Source organism: Carnobacterium sp. GW821-FHT04C06, assembly GCF_059420345.1.
On sequence record NZ_JBWKTN010000004.1, the window covers coordinates 181741 to 201684 of the forward strand.

Consider the following 19944-nt stretch of genomic DNA (forward strand, 5'->3'; position numbering starts at 1 on the left):
TCTCTTGACTAAAAAGAAAGTACTCAACCACAACCACTAGTTTAGCTTAAAAAAAACAGTTTGAATTTTATAATAAAATCAAAAATTTAGAAAATAATTAAATCATTCCTTAATAGACGGTCTAGTCGACCTATTCAAGAAAAGTGGATTTGTTTGTTTCAGTTTTTAATAAATAATGATTAAACTTTTGAATCATCAATTCTTCAATAATTTTTATAATTCTCATAAAATCCTTTACTTTAGGGTTTTCATTCCAAATAACAAGTGGCGCTACTGATTCGTCAAGCTCTTCATAATGGCGATCTGAAATTATTAAATCTACTTTTTCTCCTAGAGTATAGCTAAACTCAATTTTCTCTTCACAAATTTGCTGTAGTTTGGTTGTTAATTGAATGGTTTCTGCTTTCCCATAAACAGACAATAACTGTATTCGAACAGGACGATAATCGATTTCTAATTTAATAAATTTTCTAGCTAGTAAAGTATAATTAAGTAGTAAGTCGTTTTTATGCTTCAAAATGGGGTAATATTTACTCTCTTGAAGCAATTCCTTATAAAAATACGCCATCATTAAATGATACACATCTTCCTTTTTATGAATCTCATCCTCTCTTGAAAAGAAAGAACTTTGCTCTCCTTCAAAAAAATAAACACGAAAATGTAAATGGACTAAGTTAGTGTAAATCGCTCCATACTCCGCTGCCGATAAATTTAAACGAAAAAACTCCATATAACGTTTAAGCCAATAATTTGTTGCTTCAAAAACAAGATGTTCTTTGTTTTGCGAAAAAACAAGCATTTCACTAATCAGTGGATCTTCTAGTTCATATTGTGTGTAAATAAACAAAATAGTAAATAAAAATTTGATTTCATTGTGTATTTGACTTTCTTCTAGTGAAAAGAGTTCTTTAAAAAGTGGGTACATTTTTTGCGAGAATAGCTCAAATTTAGGATTTCCATCTATAACAATCTCCATTAAGGGGCTGTCTTCTATTGCATGTTGATTTTGAATTCTCACTGAAATAACACCTAACCAATAGAAGAAAAATTCTTGTTCCGAAATCATAAGCGGGCTGTTTTTAAATTGTTCAATTGCTTCAATAAAAGGAAGCAACTGCTTTTTTTTTATTCCTTTAAAAGGCCATTCCATTCCCCATGATGAATTCCAATAAAAATGAAAGAAAAAATAACGCAATTGCTTTTCTTCTCCTAAAAAATGCGCTTTATTGTTTGGTTTAAACTCTAACTGATATTGTTTTAATACTGGTCGAATTGCAATCAAGCGACCGTATAAAGTACTGTAGCTGATATAGTTTTCATTTGAAAAAGTTGCAATATCAACAAAGTCACCGTTAAAAATAGCATCACAAGCTTTAAAAATATGTGACTCTTTCAAATAACTTAATTCAATCACTTTTAGTGAAAATTTCTCGGACGTTTTTAATTGAATTTCCTTATTTTCTTTTACGACTAATTGAACTGTATTTGACCATTTTTGTAGTTCAAATTCTAATACTTCAATCATTTTTAAAATTGTTTTAGTCGTATATCCTAATTTTATCGCTAGTTCTTTTACTGTAAACGGTCGACTTTCTGAATAGAGCAAACTCAATATATTCATTTTCCTTAATAATATTTTCTCTAAAAATATATTCAAACAAAAAAACTCCTCTCTATTAAAATAACAACTCCTTTGAATAGTATACCGAATCAGCACTGATTTTCTTTTTAATTTTTTTCTTATTTATCCGCTAATAAATAAATTTGAAAAATGGCTAAAATAGTTTATAATCTAATACATTAAAAATTCAATAGCTCTTTACATTTTCTCTCGCTTAAAAATATTCCGGTTGTAATAATAGTTATTTATATGGTTTAACTAATGATTTGACTATTCAATATACCAATCATGAGTAATTATTATCGTAATAATAAGAAATTCTTTCACTTAACTATCAGAATTTTTTTTTCGCTTGTTTAAACGAAAAAAAAGATTTACGTGACGAAAAAAATAGCAAGTAAACTCATTTTAATTCTTCATAAAATGAGTTTACTTGCTATTATATAAAAATGATCTTTGAGCAATTTTAGTTTTTTCTACTTGTTGTAATTGCTGAGCCAATTTTTTCCACTCTGCTTGTGTAGGAGAACTATTCCAATAAAATATAGTTGCATGATTTGCCTTGATTTCGATACTATCGCTAATAATACAATCGCTAAGTTCTTGAGCTTTTTTATTAATTTCCACATTGTAAGGCATTTTTTTAATTTCTTTTATCAATAGAGTTTCTTCTATTTTTCCTTTTTTAGATAGTAGGTTCACATATAATCGTGGTCGATAATGATTGCTTTCAATGATGGTGCTTAATAATTGCTGAATATAATGATAGAAGCGTGTATCTAATGATACGCTCTCTTCTTTTTTTGCTAGATAAATGGATTGAAATTTTTCTTTAAATAAAGATGGAATGCCTTGAAGCTCTTCTTCAAACTCTAAATAAAAAATAAACTGATCATTCAAATAACGATGGTAAAACAACGCCTCAAAAAAAGATCCTTCTATCAACAGTGACTCATCTGTCGAGATCACTTCAAAAATTTGATGAAATTGGTTTAAATATCCTTGTGTTTGTTTGTATAAATTTGAGTCTGGTAACTGCTTTGTTTGGGCTTCTTCGATTAGCCTGTTAGTCACCTGAGGTTGAGCAATTAAAAAGAAGATAAAATATAAGAACTCCAATTCATTTCTAATTTCACTCTCGTTTAATTCACTATTTTCTGTAGCAATGATTTTTTTTAGCCATGGTAACAAACGTTGATAGCTTGTACTTGCCCTTGCTATTTCATGAAATAAATTTATTTTTGGAAGAGCATGCTTTGTTGATATTCTAGTTTTTTGAATGCCAATCCAATAAGCCATACGTTCTCTTGAAAGCTCTGTTAAATTCAGTTCAAGGAGCTCTTCTGCTTCTTTTATCTGTTGCTTAACGCTGGATGGTTGGATATCTAAAAATGGCCACTTATTACTCTCATAATGATCCCAGAAAAAATGATATGAAAAAAAGCGAATTTTAATTTCTTCTCCTACAATACTTAGTGGATCGTTTTCAAAATCTAAATCAAAATGCTTTAAATAGTTACTTAATCCCTTTTTCTTTTTATAAAAATGACTGTAGCTAAAAAAATAGTTTTTTGAAAATGCTGTTGAGCTTTCATGTTTTTCAAAGAAAAGGGTTGTATAAAATAGATAGAAAAACGTTTTTTGTTTCAAATCTGAATAAACTATTTCGATATTGAATGTATTTTTTTTAATTAGTTTATAGTTGGTTTTCTGTTTTACTAACTGAATTTGGTCGTTCCATTTTGCTAAATAATCCTTCACGTCAGATAATTCTACTATCGTTGTTTTAACGCTTAAATCAATAAAATTTGCTAGCTCTGATAATGGAAAAAAATCCTCAGTTGAATTCAAAAGTTTCAATAACTTAATTTTTCGATCAATTACTTTATCCATTAATGGTTCCATTGTATCGTTCTAACTCCTTTAATAGTAACCCGTCTCCTAATTCATCAATAAATAATGTTTTTTTTACATTTTGAAATTTAGTTCCTACCATCTGTTCTATTTCTTTGCTAGTATATTTTTTTGGCAATACAATAAATTTCGTAATCTTTCGTTCGATTTGTTCCGCTGTTAAAAACTGTACGCAATAAATAAATCCATCGTTCCAATGATCTTCAATTTTCATTATTTTTCTCCTTTCTATTCCTCATAATGGTTAGGTTTTACTCCAAATAATAGTTTGCCTGTAATTCCTGCACAAACTTGACTAATGTAACTCGGCTCATCTGATGCTCCTCCACCTCCCTCGTCATCTTCGTTGGTAGTTAAAACAACCGTTTGATTTTCTAATAAGCAAAACCGTTTGACTGGATATTTAGGTGCATTTTTAACTTTGATTCGCTCGGGAACCTCACCATTAGGCAATGGAATTTCACTTCGATTTGGTTGTGGATTGTTAACTTCTTCCGTTTCCGACTCAAACGACGCCTCTCTTTGCTTTTGTTGATGAGGTACCGGTGTGATTTCCACGCTCGGATCTAAGGGATCAACGGGATGAGAACGAACAACGTTTTGTTCCTCATTCGAAGGATCATCTTGAACCTCTGCTTGAGTGACTTTATTAGGAACTAAGTAACCTAATGACAAAATACTGCCAAAAAGAATCCAATTTTTGATAGATGAATACTTCGTTAGTTTATCCATTGGCAATACCCTCAGTTTCTTTATTTTTTTTAATTCTCATTAAAGCTTCTCCAACATTTGCCCAATCAGATGCTGTTGGTGGCATATTCCAGACTAAATATTCACAATTCACTAATTTTTCATTAAAGTAATAGTCAGAAATCAATAAATCTGTCTCACTGGTTAAGGTATCAGAGACTTCAATATTCAAATAGCTAAACGTTTGTAAGTTCGTCAAAATCATTTTGTTGTAGTTCACGCCTAATGAAAAATCGACACAAATTTTAATTGGCTTCATAAAAAATGCGGGTGGAAAGATATTGATAATAATAAATAAATATTGATAAAATAAAAATTCTTTGTTTAGCGCGATGTTTTGGTAACTCTTTTCTTTTGATACTTTTTCTAAAAACTCAATTGAAAAATGATACGCATCCCAATAATTTTCTTTAATATATTCAACGTTCATATTTTTCGTAAACTCCGTATTAATTCGCTCAAAATAAAATACTTTAAAATGAATAAAATCTAATTGCTGTAAAAATTGTTCTTTTAATTGATCTGGAATTTCCTTTGCTAAATAGCTACTAAGTTCTTCCATCAAAAAAATAGAAAACAAATGATAGTCTCTTTTTTCCGATTGGAATGGGATTTTTTTGATTGCTTTTTTTTCAGACAACTGTTCCGTAATAATGGTTTCGCCAATCAGAAAGGCAAAAATAAAGTTTGCTTCTGCAATTAAAAAATTTTGCTGCTCTATTCCCGTATACGTTTTAACAAATTCAATAATCGTTGGATAAATAGCTTCATGATACTGCTCGCGAGGAAGCTCTTTATCTTTTATTTTACTAGCATTAAATAAATAACAATCTGTCCCAATTCTGTTAAACATCACGCCAATAAAAAAAGACAATTTTGTTTTTGTTGCTTCTGAAAACGATTTTTGTTCGATTTTTTCTAAATTGACAATCAAATCTTGAGAAACTGCTTTTAGTTCGTCTGCGAAAGGAAATTCAATTTGATTAAAAACAGGTACATAAAACTGGTAAAAAAACATTCGAATCTTGATTTCGTCACCTGCTAGTTTGAATTTTGATGAAAGTCGAATGTCGTGTTCATTCAATATTTTTTTTATTTCCATTAATCGCTTATAGATTTTTGTGTAACTGACAAAGTTTTTTTCAGAGTAATAATTGATTGTTTCAAAGGTTCCTTTAAAAATTTCATCTAACAACTCGAAAGATAAGGACTGCTTCAAATAAATCCATAGAAGTAAGTTAATAGAAGCAGCTCCAGACTTTTTTAAAAGAATCAATTTATCTGTTTTTGAAATGGTGAAATAGCTGCTCAGCTGGTGTTTTTCGATGTCTTCAATCAATTCGTCTACTGTTCTTACTAGGATGAATTCTGATATTTTTAAATTTTTACTAATTGTTGCAATCGAAGCTTGTTGCAAATAACTTTCTTCTAAAAAATTTATTACTTCAATTTTTCGGCTATCTGATTTTTCTAAAAATTTCTGCAAAGTTATCCCTCCGATAAATTCATTTAACTTTAATGTTCATATCTATTGTTGATTTCCGTGTACTTACTTATTTTCATTGCTACGACTCTTTTTTCCATATCGTTTAACAAGAATAAGTACAGTAAGTAGCAACAGAAACAAACACAGGAAGATAAGCCAATTATTTTGCTTAAATGCGCTTCTTTTTTGTTGGTTTATAAACTGTTTTTCAACTTCTTGATATGCTTTTACTGATTCTGATAATGCGGTTTCCTTCTCCTTTTTTACCAAATTGTCTTGATGGACTAAAATAGCTGTAACAATCCAGCGTTGGTCGGTTTGAAAAGGAACATCACATGTAACTAAAGTTAAACGATTATCTCCTTGGTTCGCTAAAATAGATAACTCTGACTGGTGAACAATTTTGCTATTCAATACTTTATAGGTGTATAACTCTGATTGATTCGTTAGTTGAATGAGCGCACCCTCTTTTATTTTTAAAAGTGGACCAAACAATAAGGTTTCATCATATAGATGATGGCCTGCTAAAGCATAGTTTCCCACACCTAACTCTTGTTGCTCTGTCATTGTTCCTACACCTGAAAGTAAATTTTGATTGGTTGTGCCTTTAAAAATTGGTAAATTCATATTCAAACTTTCGATTGTCAACTTTCCAATAATTAATTCAGGTTTAGGCTTTATTGATTGAAAAGCGATTTCTTTGAGGTTTGGTGGCTGAATACTTTCATAATCAAAAGTAGCAGGTTTTGTAGCGTTCGTAATCCATTCATTTTGCTTATATTCTTTAGTGAGATAATGGTTGGAATAGCTTGCGATTAATTCATTTTTTAACCACGGTGTAAAAATAAAACACAAGCCAATTCCAATTGCTAAAACAATCGAAGTAAGTTGAAGATAGTCTTTTATTTTCTGGTTTTTCTTTTTTTGACTACTCATTTCCAACTGACTCCTTTAGGTTTATTCGTTTCTGTTTTGTCTTTTTCTAGCTTCCATTGCTTTACGTTTTTTACGTTTTTGAGCCATTTTCTTTCTTCTTTCAGCTTCCTCTTTTTGTTTCTTACGACGTCTGTACAAGATGAAAATAAGAAGTGCAATAGCTAATAGAATGACACCAATAATGATATACAACCAGTAAGAAGGATCTTTAATTTGGACATCCTTTGTATTGAGCTCTTTTGCAACTTCGGCTGAAATCGTAAAATCTTTTTTCCATTTCCAGACATTGTCTTTAGATTTTGCTGTCATTTCTAGTGTGTATTCGCCAGCTTCCAGTTTTTTCCCTTCTAGTGAAATGGGATAAGCAAAGTGTGAATTAGGAGCCATCTGCATCCCTTCTTTTGAAGAGCTGTATAAGGTTTTGGTAGTGTCTTTATAGGATATTTTAGACTGAACCGATAGCTGATTAACATAGACTGGAGTTGTATTTTGAATCGTTGCGTTGATTACATTTCGCGCATTTACTTGCCCTGCTTCTACTTTGTTCAATTTTAATAGAGGATCTACTGTCTTATCGTTTACACTTAAAACCATTGCAACTACATAGGCATATTTATTTTGAATTGAAAGGCCTTTGTCGTCACTCGATGTTTTTTCTTCAGTATCTTGTTTTTCTTGTAGTGTAATTCCACCTGCTAAAATGCCATCAAATTCTTCTTTCGGCATTTTCACTGCTAAGGGCAATACAACACTACTTTTAGCGGGTATTTTAATCGATTTATCAACTTCTACTAAATCACTTAACTGATATTTCAATGTTGCATCTTGTTTTTCTTTAGTTGGACTGTATTCCACCACTCCATTTAAATTAGTGGTTGCACTTGTTATTTTGGGCTCTACGATTACATCTTTTTCCGTATCATTTCTCAGTTTTATTTCTAGTAGTTGATCTTTTCCAGGTGCCATTTTCAAATCAAAATATGTCTTGGTTTTATCAATTTGATTTTCGGGAATAACAGGTTCTACGGCAAAATTGAGTTCTGCTCCTTGCACTTCATTAGAATAAAAACCAACAAAACCGAACAAAACTGCTAATATACTAAGTAACTTAATTATTTTTTTCATGATTGGCTCCTTAAAATATAGTATGAAAAGCATCGACCTAGTAGCTGTCGATGCTTTCCATCATTAAAATGGGTAAGCTTTATTCTGGTGTATCGTTTCCGGGTACATCTGTTAAAGTGTACGTTAAAGTTGTTGCATAGGTTTCAGCAAGCTTAGTCAATTTACCAGGAACTGATAATTTAATACTTGTTGCTTTAGCAGCATCATCTCCTGAACGGTAAACATGTGTTCCGGCACCTTCGCCAGCTTTTGCAGTCATCACATTTTGTGCTGCCCCTGTACCGTCGGCTACTAAGGTGAACTCAGTTGCAATAAGTGAAGGTACTTTTGAATCCGTTGCTGTTGCAACTTGACCATTTGCAAATGAAATTTGTGCACCTGTTAATTCACGTTTAGATGTTTTTGAGATAAATTGTCCATTTTGTTTTACTTGTAATGTCCAACCTTGTTCGCCTCCACGGTTGTCTGTTACTTGAACGTAATTTGGACGTGTTGTTCCATCTGATAAAGGTTGCGCTTCTGCGAAATAATCTTTATCGCTTGAAACAATTTTGTTTTCACCAAAGTATAGTGGGGACGCAAAATCGATACTCAAAGGTCCGTTTGTACCTGGTTTGATTGGTTTATCTGGATCTTCTGGATCTACTGGTGTTGTTGGATTTTCTGGATCTAATGGATCTACTGGTGGTGTAATTTCATCACTTGGTGAAAATTTTACCGTTGTATCTGTTTCGTATGTTGCTGGTAATTTACCTGCTTCTGCTGATGCTACTACATTTCCTAATACAAGTGTGCTTGCTAATACTGCTGTTGTTGCCATTAATTTTGTCATTTTCATTTTTAAGTTCTCCCCTATACTGTTTTTTTTAGTTGTTTGCTGGTGTATCCGTTAATGTCCAAGTTAATTTTGTTGTATATTTCACTGCATCTTTTGGTGTTTTACCTGGAATTTCTAAAGTGATTGCTTTATTTTTTTGAACGGTTTCAGTTCCTTCTGTTACTTCTTCAACGGTTCCGAAACGGTCAACCCAAGTACCCGCACCGGCTCCATCTGCTGCATTCATCACCATTGATGCTTCACCAGTTGGATCTAGTGTAATATTTTCTACTTTAGGTGCTAAGATTCCTTCTGAAACACTTGCTGCTACTGGACTTACCAATTTAATAACTGAACCTGTCAATTCTTTGTTCATCGCTGTTTCATTTTTTAATTGACCTTCTTGTTTCACTGTCAATGACCAACCTGCATTACTTCCGCGGTTATCTGAAATTTGAACATAGTTTGAAACAAAACGACCATCGCTTAATTTAACTGCATTTGCATGATAAGTTTCATCACGGTTTGTAATTTTATTTTTTCCAAAATCTAAACTAGAAGCGTAATCAATGCTCAACGGTCCAGCTGTTCCTGGATTTGGTTTTTCATCTGGATTTGTTGGATCGATTGGTTGAACCGGTTTGTTAGGGTCTGGATTTTCTGGATCAACTGGTGGTGTAATACCATCAAATGGCACAAATTCAATCGAACCGTTTGATTCATATACGCCGCCGTCTGCTGCTAACGCTACTGATGCTGTGCTTAGTGCTGTTAAGATAATTGCTGATGTTGTGATTAATTTAGTTAATTTCATTTTTATTTCCCCCGAATTTTTTATAATTTATTTTTTAGTTGAAATCGATGATAGAGCAAATATCCATTCCAACATAAAATGACTCCCCCGATAACAAAAAAACTGATTGGTGATTGATCACCTGTTTGTGGTAATTTAGCTCCGTTGGTCACCCCACTGTTTACTGGTACATTAACTTGCCCATTTGTACTTGGTAAAGTAGGGTCAACCACTGGGTTTTCTTCTTCTGTTGGTTCTTCATAGACCCCATAAAATTCAACTTCTCCATTAGACTGATACGCATTTGTTTCAGCTGCAGATACTTTTTTATCCCCCATGGAAAAAGTTAAAATTAGGATGACTGCGATTAAGCAACTATATTTTTTCATCTTTTTCCTCCTTACTTATTAGGTGGAGTATCTTGTAGTGTCCATTGAATCGTACCAGAATAACTTTCTGCTTTTGCTTTCCCACCGTCAATTTTCAAAATCAAGCCTTCGTTCTCTTTGTTCCACGTATCATTAATGGTTAGTGGATCTTCATTTTTATTGGTATGTTCCATAATCGTTGTTGCCGTTTGATTGATAATGGTTGAATCTCCATTTGATGAGTACCGAACTGCATTTGGCAACTCATGACCTGACGTGCTTGTTAAAATAGAAACCATTTTAGCCGTCATTGTCCAGCTTGATTTAATGGCACGTGAGTCTTGTACGGTTAAGTTGTCTTTCATTGTTTCAATACCATAAATTTGATTTTTAGCTGACACTTTCAAATCCTCACCAAATGAAATGGAACTTGGTGCAGAAACGAATTCTAATACTCCAAAAACAGAACCCCCTGGATTGGGAATCGTATTTGATACCGCTTGATACGTCTGCATAGTAGCCGTTGGATCGTTTGCTCCTGGTTTAAAGGGCTCGACTTCTCTTGGTGACTTTCCAACTGCTGTTGCTGTATTCAAAATGGTTTTGTTAATTCCTTTAGCATTCACTTTTGTATCAAATGTTACTCTGACACTTTCTTGTGTATTTAAATCATTGACGTTTATTTTTAACTCCCTAGTTGTTTCATTAAATTGCACTTTATCTGCTGGAAGGTTGCTTCCATTCACCTTAACACTTGATAAATCGACATCTAATCCAACATCTAAGGTATCTACAGCATAAATATCTTTCCATTTTGTGTCGATTGCTGCTGCTTTATTATTTGAAATATCTAAGGTATACGTTAAGATTGATCCTACTTGTGTTGTATTGTTAGAATTATTCACCGACACTGATTTAACCACTTTGTTGGTATCAGGTAATACATCTTGGATGGTTACTTTTGGTGCTGCTTCAAAGATTGCATCATGATAAGCTAACGTTGTTTTTGGATTTTTATTTCCAACTGTATTATTTGTCACAGGTGGATTGTCAACCCCTATCGCGCTTCCAGCTTGATCTTGTAAGAAGATTTGCACAACGTCATTTTTTTCTAAATATCTCGGTAAATCAAAGGTCCAACTTCCATTACTTGCAACGATTGCCGATCCTGTTATTTCTGTCTCATTAACTGTAATACTCACTAAACTATTCGGTTCAGCTGAGTGACCTGAGATTTGTTTAGTTGCATTATTAATTGTGGCTTCATCATTTATTTTTGTTGGTGTTGGTGGCGTTACATCTTTAGAAATTCGATCTGGTGCAATCAAATCTTCTGGTAAGCTACTGTGATTCCGATTTGAATTTGGATCACTAACACCACGCCACGCTTTGATTACTTTTACTTGATCGCCAGTTTCAACAAACTGATTATTGGGTAGAGTGATCTTAAACATCCCTGCACGTGGTTTTTCTCCATAGATACTCAAACCTGGGCTATTATTATTCATTCCAATCGTTGGCGCAGTAAACTCTGATACTGTGCCATTAGGCTTGGTTACTTGAACAACCACATAACTCTCATCTGTCCATGAATCACGGCCATCCGTTGTCCCAATTGGAACTTTTACGTGACCAAAAATCGATTTATCCGCATTGGTGGGCATTCTTAATTCATCTACAATTGGAGCGGCATTATTTCCACTCATTCGTGAGTAAGAAGAAGCTCCTTTTGATCCATATGAATTAGCACTTGTATTAAATTCCGTTGGTACATTTGTAGAATTGATAGTGACAAAGTTGGCTCCAGATAAAACATAATCAAATAATGACCAGTTTTTAGCAGGATCTCCATCTAGGTTGTCTCCGATGTTCCAAACACTTAAATCAGATTGAGTAGAGGTAAACGTTGAGTTTGCTCGCACATCAAAAACATAACCACCACCTGTACGATCATTTCTAAAATCGTAAAAAAGTGGTTTATCTACTGAGATAGTGCTGACTCCAGTATTAAAGATTCCTGAAGTTGCTGCTCTTGTGTTCCCTTGGGCAACAAAAACCGTCCCCTCTCCAGCTGTAATACTTCCCGTTCTAGTTCCCATATCAATAGCGGGTCCATTATCAGCAACTACTTTTACTTCAGATCCTTTGCCTGTTAAATTAAAGTCTCCCCTGTTATCTGTATAGTAGATTCCCTGATTTCCTGCATCTACTCCACCATTATTAGGTGTCCCATTTCCATAGTTTCGAATAGACACTTTTCCACCAGAATTAACAATAAACTTGTTATCCGTTCCATACATTCGGACTGCCGGTGCCGCTCCACCTGTCTTAGTAATATTAATCTCTGAATTTTCACTAACGTTAAACGTCATATTTCCTGAAATTCTAAAACGTAATGTTGCTCCTAAATTATTCGCATTATTGTCAGATTGAAGATTTAATTTTGATCCCCCAGAAACATTAAACACCCCACCCGAACTATTCATTAGCATGGCTACAGTTCGTTTGCTGTGGACTTTTATTTCCGCTTGATTTCTAAGATTGATTTCTGTCCCTGCTCCAACGATGGAAATTAACGCCCCACCATCACCTGTTGCATTCGAATTTCCTTCAATATTTAACAGAGTCCCGGGATCACTCACTTCAAAATCGGTTCTAGCTGTCATTTGCATGGCAACATCTGCTTCACTATAGAAATTAATAACTGATCCGCCATTAATTGTTACTTTTGAACCAGCAACACTTGAATAATAATTGTTTCCATTGACACTAGAGTTTAGTTTAGCACCATTAATTACATTGAAGTTCATGGCTGTAAATACTGTATTCGCATTGCTTAAATTATACGTACTATTTCCACCATCAACTGTAATTGTTCCATTGGGTACATTGATAAAACTAGATACATTCCCTGTCTCAGCACCATTTACATTTCTAACCACAACTTCCCATCTACTACTATTAGCAGCTGTTGCTGTAACGATGGCTGCAGCTCCTGCTTTTTTTACAGTCAAGTCATTTAGTTCTAGTACACTCCCAACAGGTCCAGCGCCTAACGTAATACTGCCATTGTTGGCTCCAAAATCAATTGTATGACCGTTACCGTTAATAGTGATGGAACGCGTGTACGTACCTGCTGCGGTACCTGTTCCACGAGTTAAATCTGCGGTTACATTAATACTTGATACTGCCGCGTTTCCCAAGGCGCTAATAAATTCAGCCCATGTTGATACATTAGTTCCAGCACGAGGTTCAACTGCTAAGGCGTTGATTTTCATCGTTTCAAAAGCTGGGTCTTCCAATATCTTTTCTGTTGTTTTGGGTTCGATTGAATCCGTAATTAGTGTTGAATCAACTGGCGCATCATCTTTTTGTTCTGGATCTACAATAGAAACTTCTTGAGTAATAGTTTCTTGCGATGCTACTTTTGCGTTAAAGGTTCCTTCACCAATTTCTTTGGCAATAAAAGGCAATTTTAAAACCATATTGCTTATCTCGCTCGCATCGTCATCAATAGTTGCTACTGCTTGTTCTTCTTGATTTGGTTGAATGGTAACAGTAGACGTTGCTTGTTGATAAGTAATAGTTGCTTTTACGTGTTCATTTTGTTTGATTGCTTTAATTTCATCAAAAGAAACAAGTGGGGGTACTTCTAATTCTACTTTCGTTGTTAAATCTGCTGGTAGTTCTAATTGGATATCAAAAGAGGTATTCAAATCCTGAACTGGATTTGTCTGTAAACTTAGACCCTTTACAGTTGGTTGGTCTTCTTGCGTTGCTTTAATTGTTGGATCAGAATTTAATCCTCTCACAATGATTATGCTCATCAAAACAAACAGACCTATTATTGTAACTATTCCTAACCAATGTTTAGATTTCAACTTGTTCTCCTTTCTTTTACAACTATTTTTCTATTATTGAAAAATACTAGTAAAGTTTTAATTTTATTTAGCTCCCCCTCGTGAACCAAATAAGTAAGTTTCCTTCACCTTTTAAAATGAAGTTTTATACATCAATTGCTCACTGTCCCCTTTCCTTTAAGCTATAACAAAATAGTAGCATAGGTCTTTTTTCAAAACTGTTTTACTTTTTGGAAAATTATCAAAAAAAAAAATCAAAAATCAAACTATCGTTGTTATATCAGAATCAGTATATATCGTTATTTTATTTAGAAATTTAAAATCTCTCCTTTTCTCTTAAATAAAAATTCATTTATCGGGTAAAAAAAACAAAAAAAGCTATTTTCTACTTAAAGAAAATAGCTTTTTTATTAAATTAATTACTTTTTATACATTTAAGGACCTGCTATCAAACGCCATTTCATTTCACCCATATAAGCTCCTTGATGCATTTGATTAGGAGGGATTGATAGCTCAACAGTTTCAAAAGGAATCACCACTTGCTTCGACACCTGACCTTCTTTAACAGCTGAAATCAAGGTTTCTGTCCTATCATTGCTGATTTCAAATGTTTCGGATGGACTGAACTCAGAAAGGGTCTCATGGTCTGAGTTTATATGGAAGATTTCAGCTTCTTTCGCTTTTAAAACTACTTTTGCACCTTTTGGACGTAAATCCTTATTCTGCTTATTTAGAAAATTCAAGCTAGCAGACAATTGCCATCCTTCCATATTCTCCTCACTTAAAGCTCTTTGATCTTTTATTCTAATTTTAAACCCTTCAGTTAATGCATTGGAATAAAGTGCATCTCCCTGCTGGTTCTTTGCCTGCTTGTCTAATTTTATTTTTGTTGTAGTTGAGCGGATTTTTGCAGTTTCAAAATAAAAATGGCCTGGTAATTTTTGTAGAACCAGCTCCCCTTTTGCGCCTGTATTAGGGCTATCTTCCTTATAGACAGTTAATGTAATTATTTTTTCTACTGCAGCATCGCCTTTACCATTTTTTAGATTCAGATGAATCCGATACTCTCCTAACTTGTCTGGCGTAAAGGTAGTAATTGTTTGATTATTTAACGTCATATGAATCAAATCTGTCAGTTTGCCTTCTACTTTATCAAGTCCTTCAATGCCAAAAATAGCCATCAAGTCTAATGGGCCACTAAATTGTTCTACTTTGATAGATTCAAGGCCTTTTGTAAAATTAATAACAGGTAAGCCTTGTTGAAGATTCCCATGATCATCGTCATTGTATACAATAACGTGAACTTGTTTTGTAGTTGTAAAGTGATTGGTATCTGTGACTTGATACGTTACTTGGTAGACACCTAATTTAGAGGGATCGACATTGTTTTCCACAACTGTTATGCCATTCGTTAAATCCTTATTATCATAATCCTTAGCCGTTACTTCCTGTAAAAGAGGCTCATAGTCTGTTCCTTCAACAATAAATTGCGTATCTCCATTTATTTCAGGAGCATTTTTAACCTTGATTGTCACATAATGAAAAGTGAAATTTGCGGATTCATCAATAGAGACTATTTCAATCAGATATTCTCCGACTGCTTCTAACATACTTCCATCAAAATTAGAAAATGTATCTGCTTCTTCGTTTACTTTCAATTGAATATCTTGAAAAAATTGTTCTTCTTCGATAACCGTTCCTTTTTGATAGATTATTTCAGCCTTACTTTCTAAAATAGGTGGATGCGTGTCTTCTACATAAATCAAAAAATCCGTGGAAACAACGTCTTCAATGCCACCCTTCACTTGATACTTGCCTATTTTTTGTAAATTTAAATTGGAGGACAAAAAAGTCAATTCTTTTGTGCGATTTTCACCAGTCACTTGGTCTTTTGCTTCCGCATTAAAGAAGGGAATAATCTCGGTTAATTCTTGATACTCCCCTCGCTCTACCACAATGTCTTCGCCATAAATAGCAAGAGGATTGTTCTTCTTTACGACAAAATCGTGCTGAATTGTAGCTGACTTTTTTTCTCCATCTTCTCGATAAATCGTTACGTTGACACCGATTTCTTCCTCACTTACCGAAGTAATTAAATAGCTCAGTCGGTTTTTTTCATCCATTCCTTTAAAGGCAGTTGACTCTATCACTGGAACCTCAAAACGATCGCCAACTTGATACGTTCCATCTACTGGTAATGTAAATTCTTTATAGGGATTAATTTTTTGAATTTCACGATAGCCTATTGTTTTCAGCGTATTCGTCAATTTAGATTGATAGTAAACGGTGTCTACGCCTAATACATTACGGTAATCAGAATGAACAATTGTACTCGTTAAGTCCTTTCCACTACTACCTTTTGATGAAACATTTTCCATTAAATTGATTTCTGTCGAAAGATTCGCAAGTATCGGTGTCCCTGTTATAAGTAGTGGCGCATCGCTGATTCCAAATTCTATCAACAGAGTTGCAGTATCTTTAATAGCTGTCGTCGCTGTTGGTTCTGGGTAATGAACATCACGAATATAATTATCAGGCTCAATACCTTCATAACGAATAAACGCTTCGATTTTTTCATCGCCATTTTCCATTTCCAAAGTGACGAAAGTTAATAAACTTGACTGTTGCGTTGTTTCAAGGAAGCGATACTCTTTGGGTTGCAATTGCTCATCTAAAATAGTGTAAAAGCTTGTTTTTTTAGATACGATTTTGGGGACGATTTCATCATTTCCTGCACTGTCTCCGCCTATCACCAATCCCTTACCTGCTAAGTATTTAAATGTATTTAAATTGGAATTTTCTGTTGCAAATACTTTGGTGTCGTTAACTTGGTTCGTAGTGGAATCATACTTAGAGATAACCATCTTCGTTTTTTGTACTGCGATAAAATAGTAAATACCTGACTGATCTGAGGCGACAACATAATTAGAGATAGGTTCCTGTTTGGGAAAAATAATCTCTGACGAAAGTGGGATTAATTCTGATTTTCCAGTTCCATTTTCTATTTTAACAGCATACAGTTTGTGATTTAAAATTATTGTAATAAAAAAAAAGGTGTCTTTATTTACAAAGCTTCCTCGATAGGCTTGATTTGGATCCTCCTTATAGCCGATTGCATCAATTGTTTCAACAGCAATCGGTTGATTGTTTTTATCAATTAAGACCGATAGAATTTTATCTTCATAACGTAATGCTACAATCACTTGCATAAACGTTTCTCCGTCACGACTGACCTCCTTTGCAGCGAGCGCCTTAGAGTATTTCATATCATAACTTAGAATTTTTGATAATTTCAAATTAGAATGAACGGTGCCATTCTCATCTATTTTTTTTACAATAGGGTAGGATCCTCCAGTAGGAGCAACGCCAGTTTGTGCTCCAGCCACAATAAAGCTGCCATCATCAGATTTTGCTAAATACGTGTATTGAGTACCACGATTGCTTGCAGCGATATAACCTGTTTCCTTAACTGTTTTAATCCAAACAATTTTTTTAGTTTTTTGATTGATTCGGGCAACAAAACCAATAGTAGCAATTTTGTTAGTAGCAAATAAATAAGGTTCATTGTTTTCGTCAAGAATTGGCATCCCTTGAACCTCTTCTACCGAAGTCGTACCAATCACGATAGCATCTCCGTTACTGGCATAAGCTATACTTTCTGAAAAGTTAAGGGAATTTAAACTATTTGAGCTTTTAGTACCTGAAAGATCATAACTATTTTCAGCATTAACATCAATGGCCCCACCTTTAAATACACCCTGTGCGTGATCAATTTCTGGCGATAGCTCCCACAACTTTTTTTCATCCGCTAAGAATGGCTCTTCCTCAACTGCAAAAACAATTCTTAATGAAAAAATACTCGTGACTAGTAGTAGAAATAGTAGCAATTTTTTTACGTTCATTGCTAAACTCCCCCCTTCTTTTTAATGTCTTTTTTAGTTTCTCTCTATCAGTATAAAAAATTAAACATTTTAGTCAATCAACAAAAAGAAAGAGAACAATTACATTCTTCCTTAAATGAAAGTCTCTTTAACCTTGTAAAAGCTTTAGGTATCTAGTTTTATCTAAAAAAAACAACAATTTAAGCTTGTTCTTTTTTTATTTTTGACACTTGAGATTGGAAATTAAGAAATTGTAAAAAGAATGAGAACTTGCTATGTTTGCTATGTATTCCAAATATCGTTAACACTCGTTGGAGTACGCAACAAAAAGATGATAGCATTCAGCTATTATAAACTTTAGGAGGAAAAAATGAAAAAAAAATTACTTATCATCGGCTTGATTTCAACTGCAACTCTTTTAAGTACGTCAGTCGTTTTAGCAGCAGATGCCCAAGAAGGAACAACAGACCTACAAGCTGAATTTTTAGCTGGAACGGTTACCCCACCTGAAACAACAGATCCATCCGATACATCAAACCCCGGTACAGGAAATGAAGCAGCCTCATTAGCTTTAATGCGTATTCCTAAATTGTTCAACTTTAAAAGTACTGCTATAGCAACAGGAGCTGCCTCTATTCCCTTAGCAGATACTTCTCCTACTTATTATACTGAAGTTGAAGATGTACGTGGAACACATGTTGGCTGGAATCTTACCGCTAAAATCAGCAGTAAACTTACTAGTAGTTCTCAAGGTGCATTATCTGGTGCAGCGATTTCAATGCCCGGCGTTTCCATGAAGAGCATTCGCGGAACTGTAGGTAGTCCTACCGTTACTCCTATTCCAAATGATGCGATTCTTCTTTCAAATGACAGTACACCTGATTTGATTGTGGATGCTACAGGAGGTCAAGGCGCTGGAGCTTGGCAAGCCTTAATCCCTGCAGATCAGCTTCAATTAAAGGTAGCAGATTTGGCAAAAGTAAAAGTTGGCGACGATTATGCTGGAAAAATTACTTGGACCTTAACTGCTGGACCAAATCAAACACCTTAATAAACTATCAGCATTGCGTAGGAAATTTAATCAAGTTCTTACGCAATGAATTAAAGGAGTCCTACTATTTTGAAAAAAGAACCATCCGTTTTCCTTGTATTGCTTACGACATTTTCTCTATTCCTTAGTTTCTATTGGTTCCCCTCTTTAAGTGTTGCCGAAACAAAAGGCAATAATCAATCTGTTGCCTTTACAGTCAAAGCTCTTTTGCCAGAAAACCAACTCACTCCTGAAAATTCATACTTCGATTTAGAAGTCACTCCAAATTTTTCACAAGAAATCCAACTTGAATTGCACAATAACACCAATGAAGAAATCACGGTTGAAAATAAATTCCACTTAGCTAAAACGAATCGTAATGGATTAATTGAATACTCTGATCGATCAGGTCTTGAATCCTATCGATTAGAACAAACTATTACCAAATTGGTGGAAATTCCTAAGGAAAGTCGGGATGTAGTTATTCCACCGTATCAAAACCGATTCGTTTCCATATATATTAAAATTCCTGATAACCACTTCCAAGGGGTACTTCTTGGTGGAATTGAATCTCAGTTAAAAATTAGCAAACAAGACGAAGCTCAGCTCACCAACAATTTTTCTTATATTACTGCACTGATGCTGTCTGAAAAAAAATATGTTTCAGCAAATTTAAATCTGCTTCGTGCAAAGGCAGATTTAGTAAATGACTATCGATCCATCAATATCAAAATTGCCAACACCACTCCTGCTATCGCCAACAATGTGACTATCCATGCAACACTTACCAAAAAAAATCAAACAGAAGTATTAAAAAAAAGTCAGCTTAAATCCGCTACCTTTGCACCTAATTCTGTAATGGATTTTCAAATTCCTTGGGGAAACACGGATATGAAACCAGGTAAATACACCGTTCATACTACAGCAAAAAGCGCTGATAACTCATGGTCTTGGTCAACTGATTTTGATATAAAAAAAGAAGAAGCAAAAAAATTAAATGCCAACGCGATTGATCGTTTTGTCTTGCCTAAACTCTGGGTCATTCTTTTTGCGAGTTGCAGTTTGAGCGTGGGAATATTATTGATTGTTCTTAATAAACGAAATCGTAGGAGGAAGGCTGGATGACTTTAATGTATTACTTAATCGCTTTTGGCGCCATTCTCGTTACAATTAGTTTCGTTGAATTTTTTTATTTTTACCATCAAGAAATCACTTATCATCATAAACATCCTGAAACCTCTAAAAAAAGTTGGATTCCTATCCTCTTACTTTTTTTAGTTACGTTACTAGAATTGATGTTAGTGGCATTTTTACTTGTTTTTTATTCTTTTTAACAGACGAAAAGCTCAGATTCTATAAGAAT

15 protein-coding genes are annotated in these 19944 nt (G+C 34.0%); 3 read left to right on the forward strand and 12 right to left on the reverse strand.

The annotated features are described in order from the left end of the window. Nucleotides 1–130 precede the first annotated feature (130 nt). The 12 genes from AC07SW_RS08245 to AC07SW_RS08300 all read right to left on the reverse strand — a co-directional run bounded on the left by AC07SW_RS08245 (nt 131) and on the right by AC07SW_RS08300 (nt 17572). The gene (locus tag AC07SW_RS08245; protein ID WP_034568350.1) at nt 131–1657 is read right to left on the reverse strand and encodes an AcpB/EbpR/MafR family transcriptional regulator; all 1527 of its coding nucleotides are present in this window, start codon (nt 1655–1657) and stop codon (nt 131–133) included. A 393-nt stretch (nt 1658–2050) separates the two neighbouring features. Then, on the reverse strand, nt 2051–3526 hold the full coding sequence (locus tag AC07SW_RS08250) for an AcpB/EbpR/MafR family transcriptional regulator (protein ID WP_487528613.1): 1476 nt from the start codon (nt 3524–3526) through the stop codon (nt 2051–2053). Further along, the gene (locus AC07SW_RS08255; protein WP_034568346.1) at nt 3507–3749 is read right to left on the reverse strand and encodes a hypothetical protein; all 243 of its coding nucleotides are present in this window, start codon (nt 3747–3749) and stop codon (nt 3507–3509) included. Before AC07SW_RS08255 ends, AC07SW_RS08250 begins: the two co-directional genes overlap by 20 nt. A gap of 14 nt (nt 3750–3763) precedes the next feature. Then, a complete protein-coding gene (locus tag AC07SW_RS08260) occupies nt 3764–4267 on the reverse strand; it encodes a hypothetical protein (RefSeq protein ID WP_119908462.1) in 504 nt (167 codons plus the stop codon). After that, nucleotides 4260–5771, reverse strand: a complete 1512-nt coding sequence (locus tag AC07SW_RS08265) for an AcpB/EbpR/MafR family transcriptional regulator (protein ID WP_167736674.1) — start codon at nt 5769–5771, stop codon at nt 4260–4262. The genes AC07SW_RS08260 and AC07SW_RS08265 overlap by 8 nt, the downstream gene beginning before the upstream one ends. 63 nt (nt 5772–5834) lie before the next feature. Beyond that, nucleotides 5835–6707, reverse strand: a complete 873-nt coding sequence (locus tag AC07SW_RS08270; protein WP_119908464.1) for a class A sortase — start codon at nt 6705–6707, stop codon at nt 5835–5837. A 21-nt stretch (nt 6708–6728) separates the two neighbouring features. Next, the gene (locus AC07SW_RS08275; protein ID WP_034568340.1) at nt 6729–7832 is read right to left on the reverse strand and encodes a WxLIP family cell surface protein; all 1104 of its coding nucleotides are present in this window, start codon (nt 7830–7832) and stop codon (nt 6729–6731) included. 79 nt (nt 7833–7911) lie between these two features. Further along, nucleotides 7912–8670 carry a WxL domain-containing protein gene (locus AC07SW_RS08280; RefSeq protein ID WP_135023025.1) on the reverse strand — a complete coding sequence of 253 codons (759 nt, stop codon included), beginning with the start codon at nt 8668–8670 and terminating at the stop codon, nt 7912–7914. A 28-nt stretch (nt 8671–8698) separates the two neighbouring features. Then, complete coding sequence (locus tag AC07SW_RS08285) at nt 8699–9463, reverse strand: WxL domain-containing protein (RefSeq protein ID WP_034568338.1); 765 nt, start codon at nt 9461–9463, stop codon at nt 8699–8701. A 20-nt stretch (nt 9464–9483) separates the two neighbouring features. Beyond that, nucleotides 9484–9831, reverse strand: a complete 348-nt coding sequence (locus AC07SW_RS08290; protein WP_051915582.1) for an LPXTG cell wall anchor domain-containing protein — start codon at nt 9829–9831, stop codon at nt 9484–9486. Nucleotides 9832–9842: 11 nt separating this feature from the next. Next, complete coding sequence (locus AC07SW_RS08295; RefSeq protein WP_494632645.1) at nt 9843–13622, reverse strand: pectate lyase-like adhesive domain-containing protein; 3780 nt, start codon at nt 13620–13622, stop codon at nt 9843–9845. Between the two features lie 482 nt (nt 13623–14104). Continuing rightward, nucleotides 14105–17572, reverse strand: coding sequence for an immunoglobulin-like domain-containing protein (locus tag AC07SW_RS08300; RefSeq protein WP_494632646.1), 3468 nt, complete (start codon nt 17570–17572; stop codon nt 14105–14107). 349 nt (nt 17573–17921) lie between these two features. Here AC07SW_RS08300 and AC07SW_RS08305 point away from each other — a divergent pair, with 349 nt between their 5' ends. The 3 genes from AC07SW_RS08305 to AC07SW_RS08315 all read left to right on the forward strand — a co-directional run bounded on the left by AC07SW_RS08305 (nt 17922) and on the right by AC07SW_RS08315 (nt 19915). After that, on the forward strand, nt 17922–18602 hold the full coding sequence (locus AC07SW_RS08305) for a WxL domain-containing protein (RefSeq protein WP_494632647.1): 681 nt from the start codon (nt 17922–17924) through the stop codon (nt 18600–18602). A 69-nt stretch (nt 18603–18671) separates the two neighbouring features. After that, entirely contained in the window at nt 18672–19706 is a 1035-nt protein-coding gene (locus AC07SW_RS08310) for a WxLIP family cell surface protein (RefSeq protein ID WP_494632648.1), read from the forward strand. Continuing rightward, nucleotides 19703–19915: a hypothetical protein gene (locus tag AC07SW_RS08315; protein WP_119908470.1), complete on the forward strand. Its 213-nt coding sequence runs from the start codon at nt 19703–19705 to the stop codon at nt 19913–19915. The genes AC07SW_RS08310 and AC07SW_RS08315 overlap by 4 nt, the downstream gene beginning before the upstream one ends. Nucleotides 19916–19944: the final 29 nt, after the last annotated feature.

Coding starts and splice junctions, on each gene's coding strand:
- AC07SW_RS08250 (WP_487528613.1), bottom strand. CDS start 3,526: ATGGAACCATTAATGGATAAAGTAATTGATCGAAAAATTAAGTTATTG.
- AC07SW_RS08255 (WP_034568346.1), bottom strand. CDS start 3,749: ATGAAAATTGAAGATCATTGGAACGATGGATTTATTTATTGCGTACAG.
- AC07SW_RS08260 (WP_119908462.1), bottom strand. CDS start 4,267: ATGGATAAACTAACGAAGTATTCATCTATCAAAAATTGGATTCTTTTT.
- AC07SW_RS08270 (WP_119908464.1), bottom strand. CDS start 6,707: ATGAGTAGTCAAAAAAAGAAAAACCAGAAAATAAAAGACTATCTTCAA.
- AC07SW_RS08275 (WP_034568340.1), bottom strand. CDS start 7,832: ATGAAAAAAATAATTAAGTTACTTAGTATATTAGCAGTTTTGTTCGGT.
- AC07SW_RS08280 (WP_135023025.1), bottom strand. CDS start 8,670: ATGAAAATGACAAAATTAATGGCAACAACAGCAGTATTAGCAAGCACA.
- AC07SW_RS08285 (WP_034568338.1), bottom strand. CDS start 9,463: ATGAAATTAACTAAATTAATCACAACATCAGCAATTATCTTAACAGCA.
- AC07SW_RS08290 (WP_051915582.1), bottom strand. CDS start 9,831: ATGAAAAAATATAGTTGCTTAATCGCAGTCATCCTAATTTTAACTTTT.
- AC07SW_RS08300 (WP_494632646.1), bottom strand. CDS start 17,572: ATGAACGTAAAAAAATTGCTACTATTTCTACTACTAGTCACGAGTATT.
- AC07SW_RS08305 (WP_494632647.1), top strand. CDS start 17,922: ATGAAAAAAAAATTACTTATCATCGGCTTGATTTCAACTGCAACTCTT.
- AC07SW_RS08315 (WP_119908470.1), top strand. CDS start 19,703: ATGACTTTAATGTATTACTTAATCGCTTTTGGCGCCATTCTCGTTACA.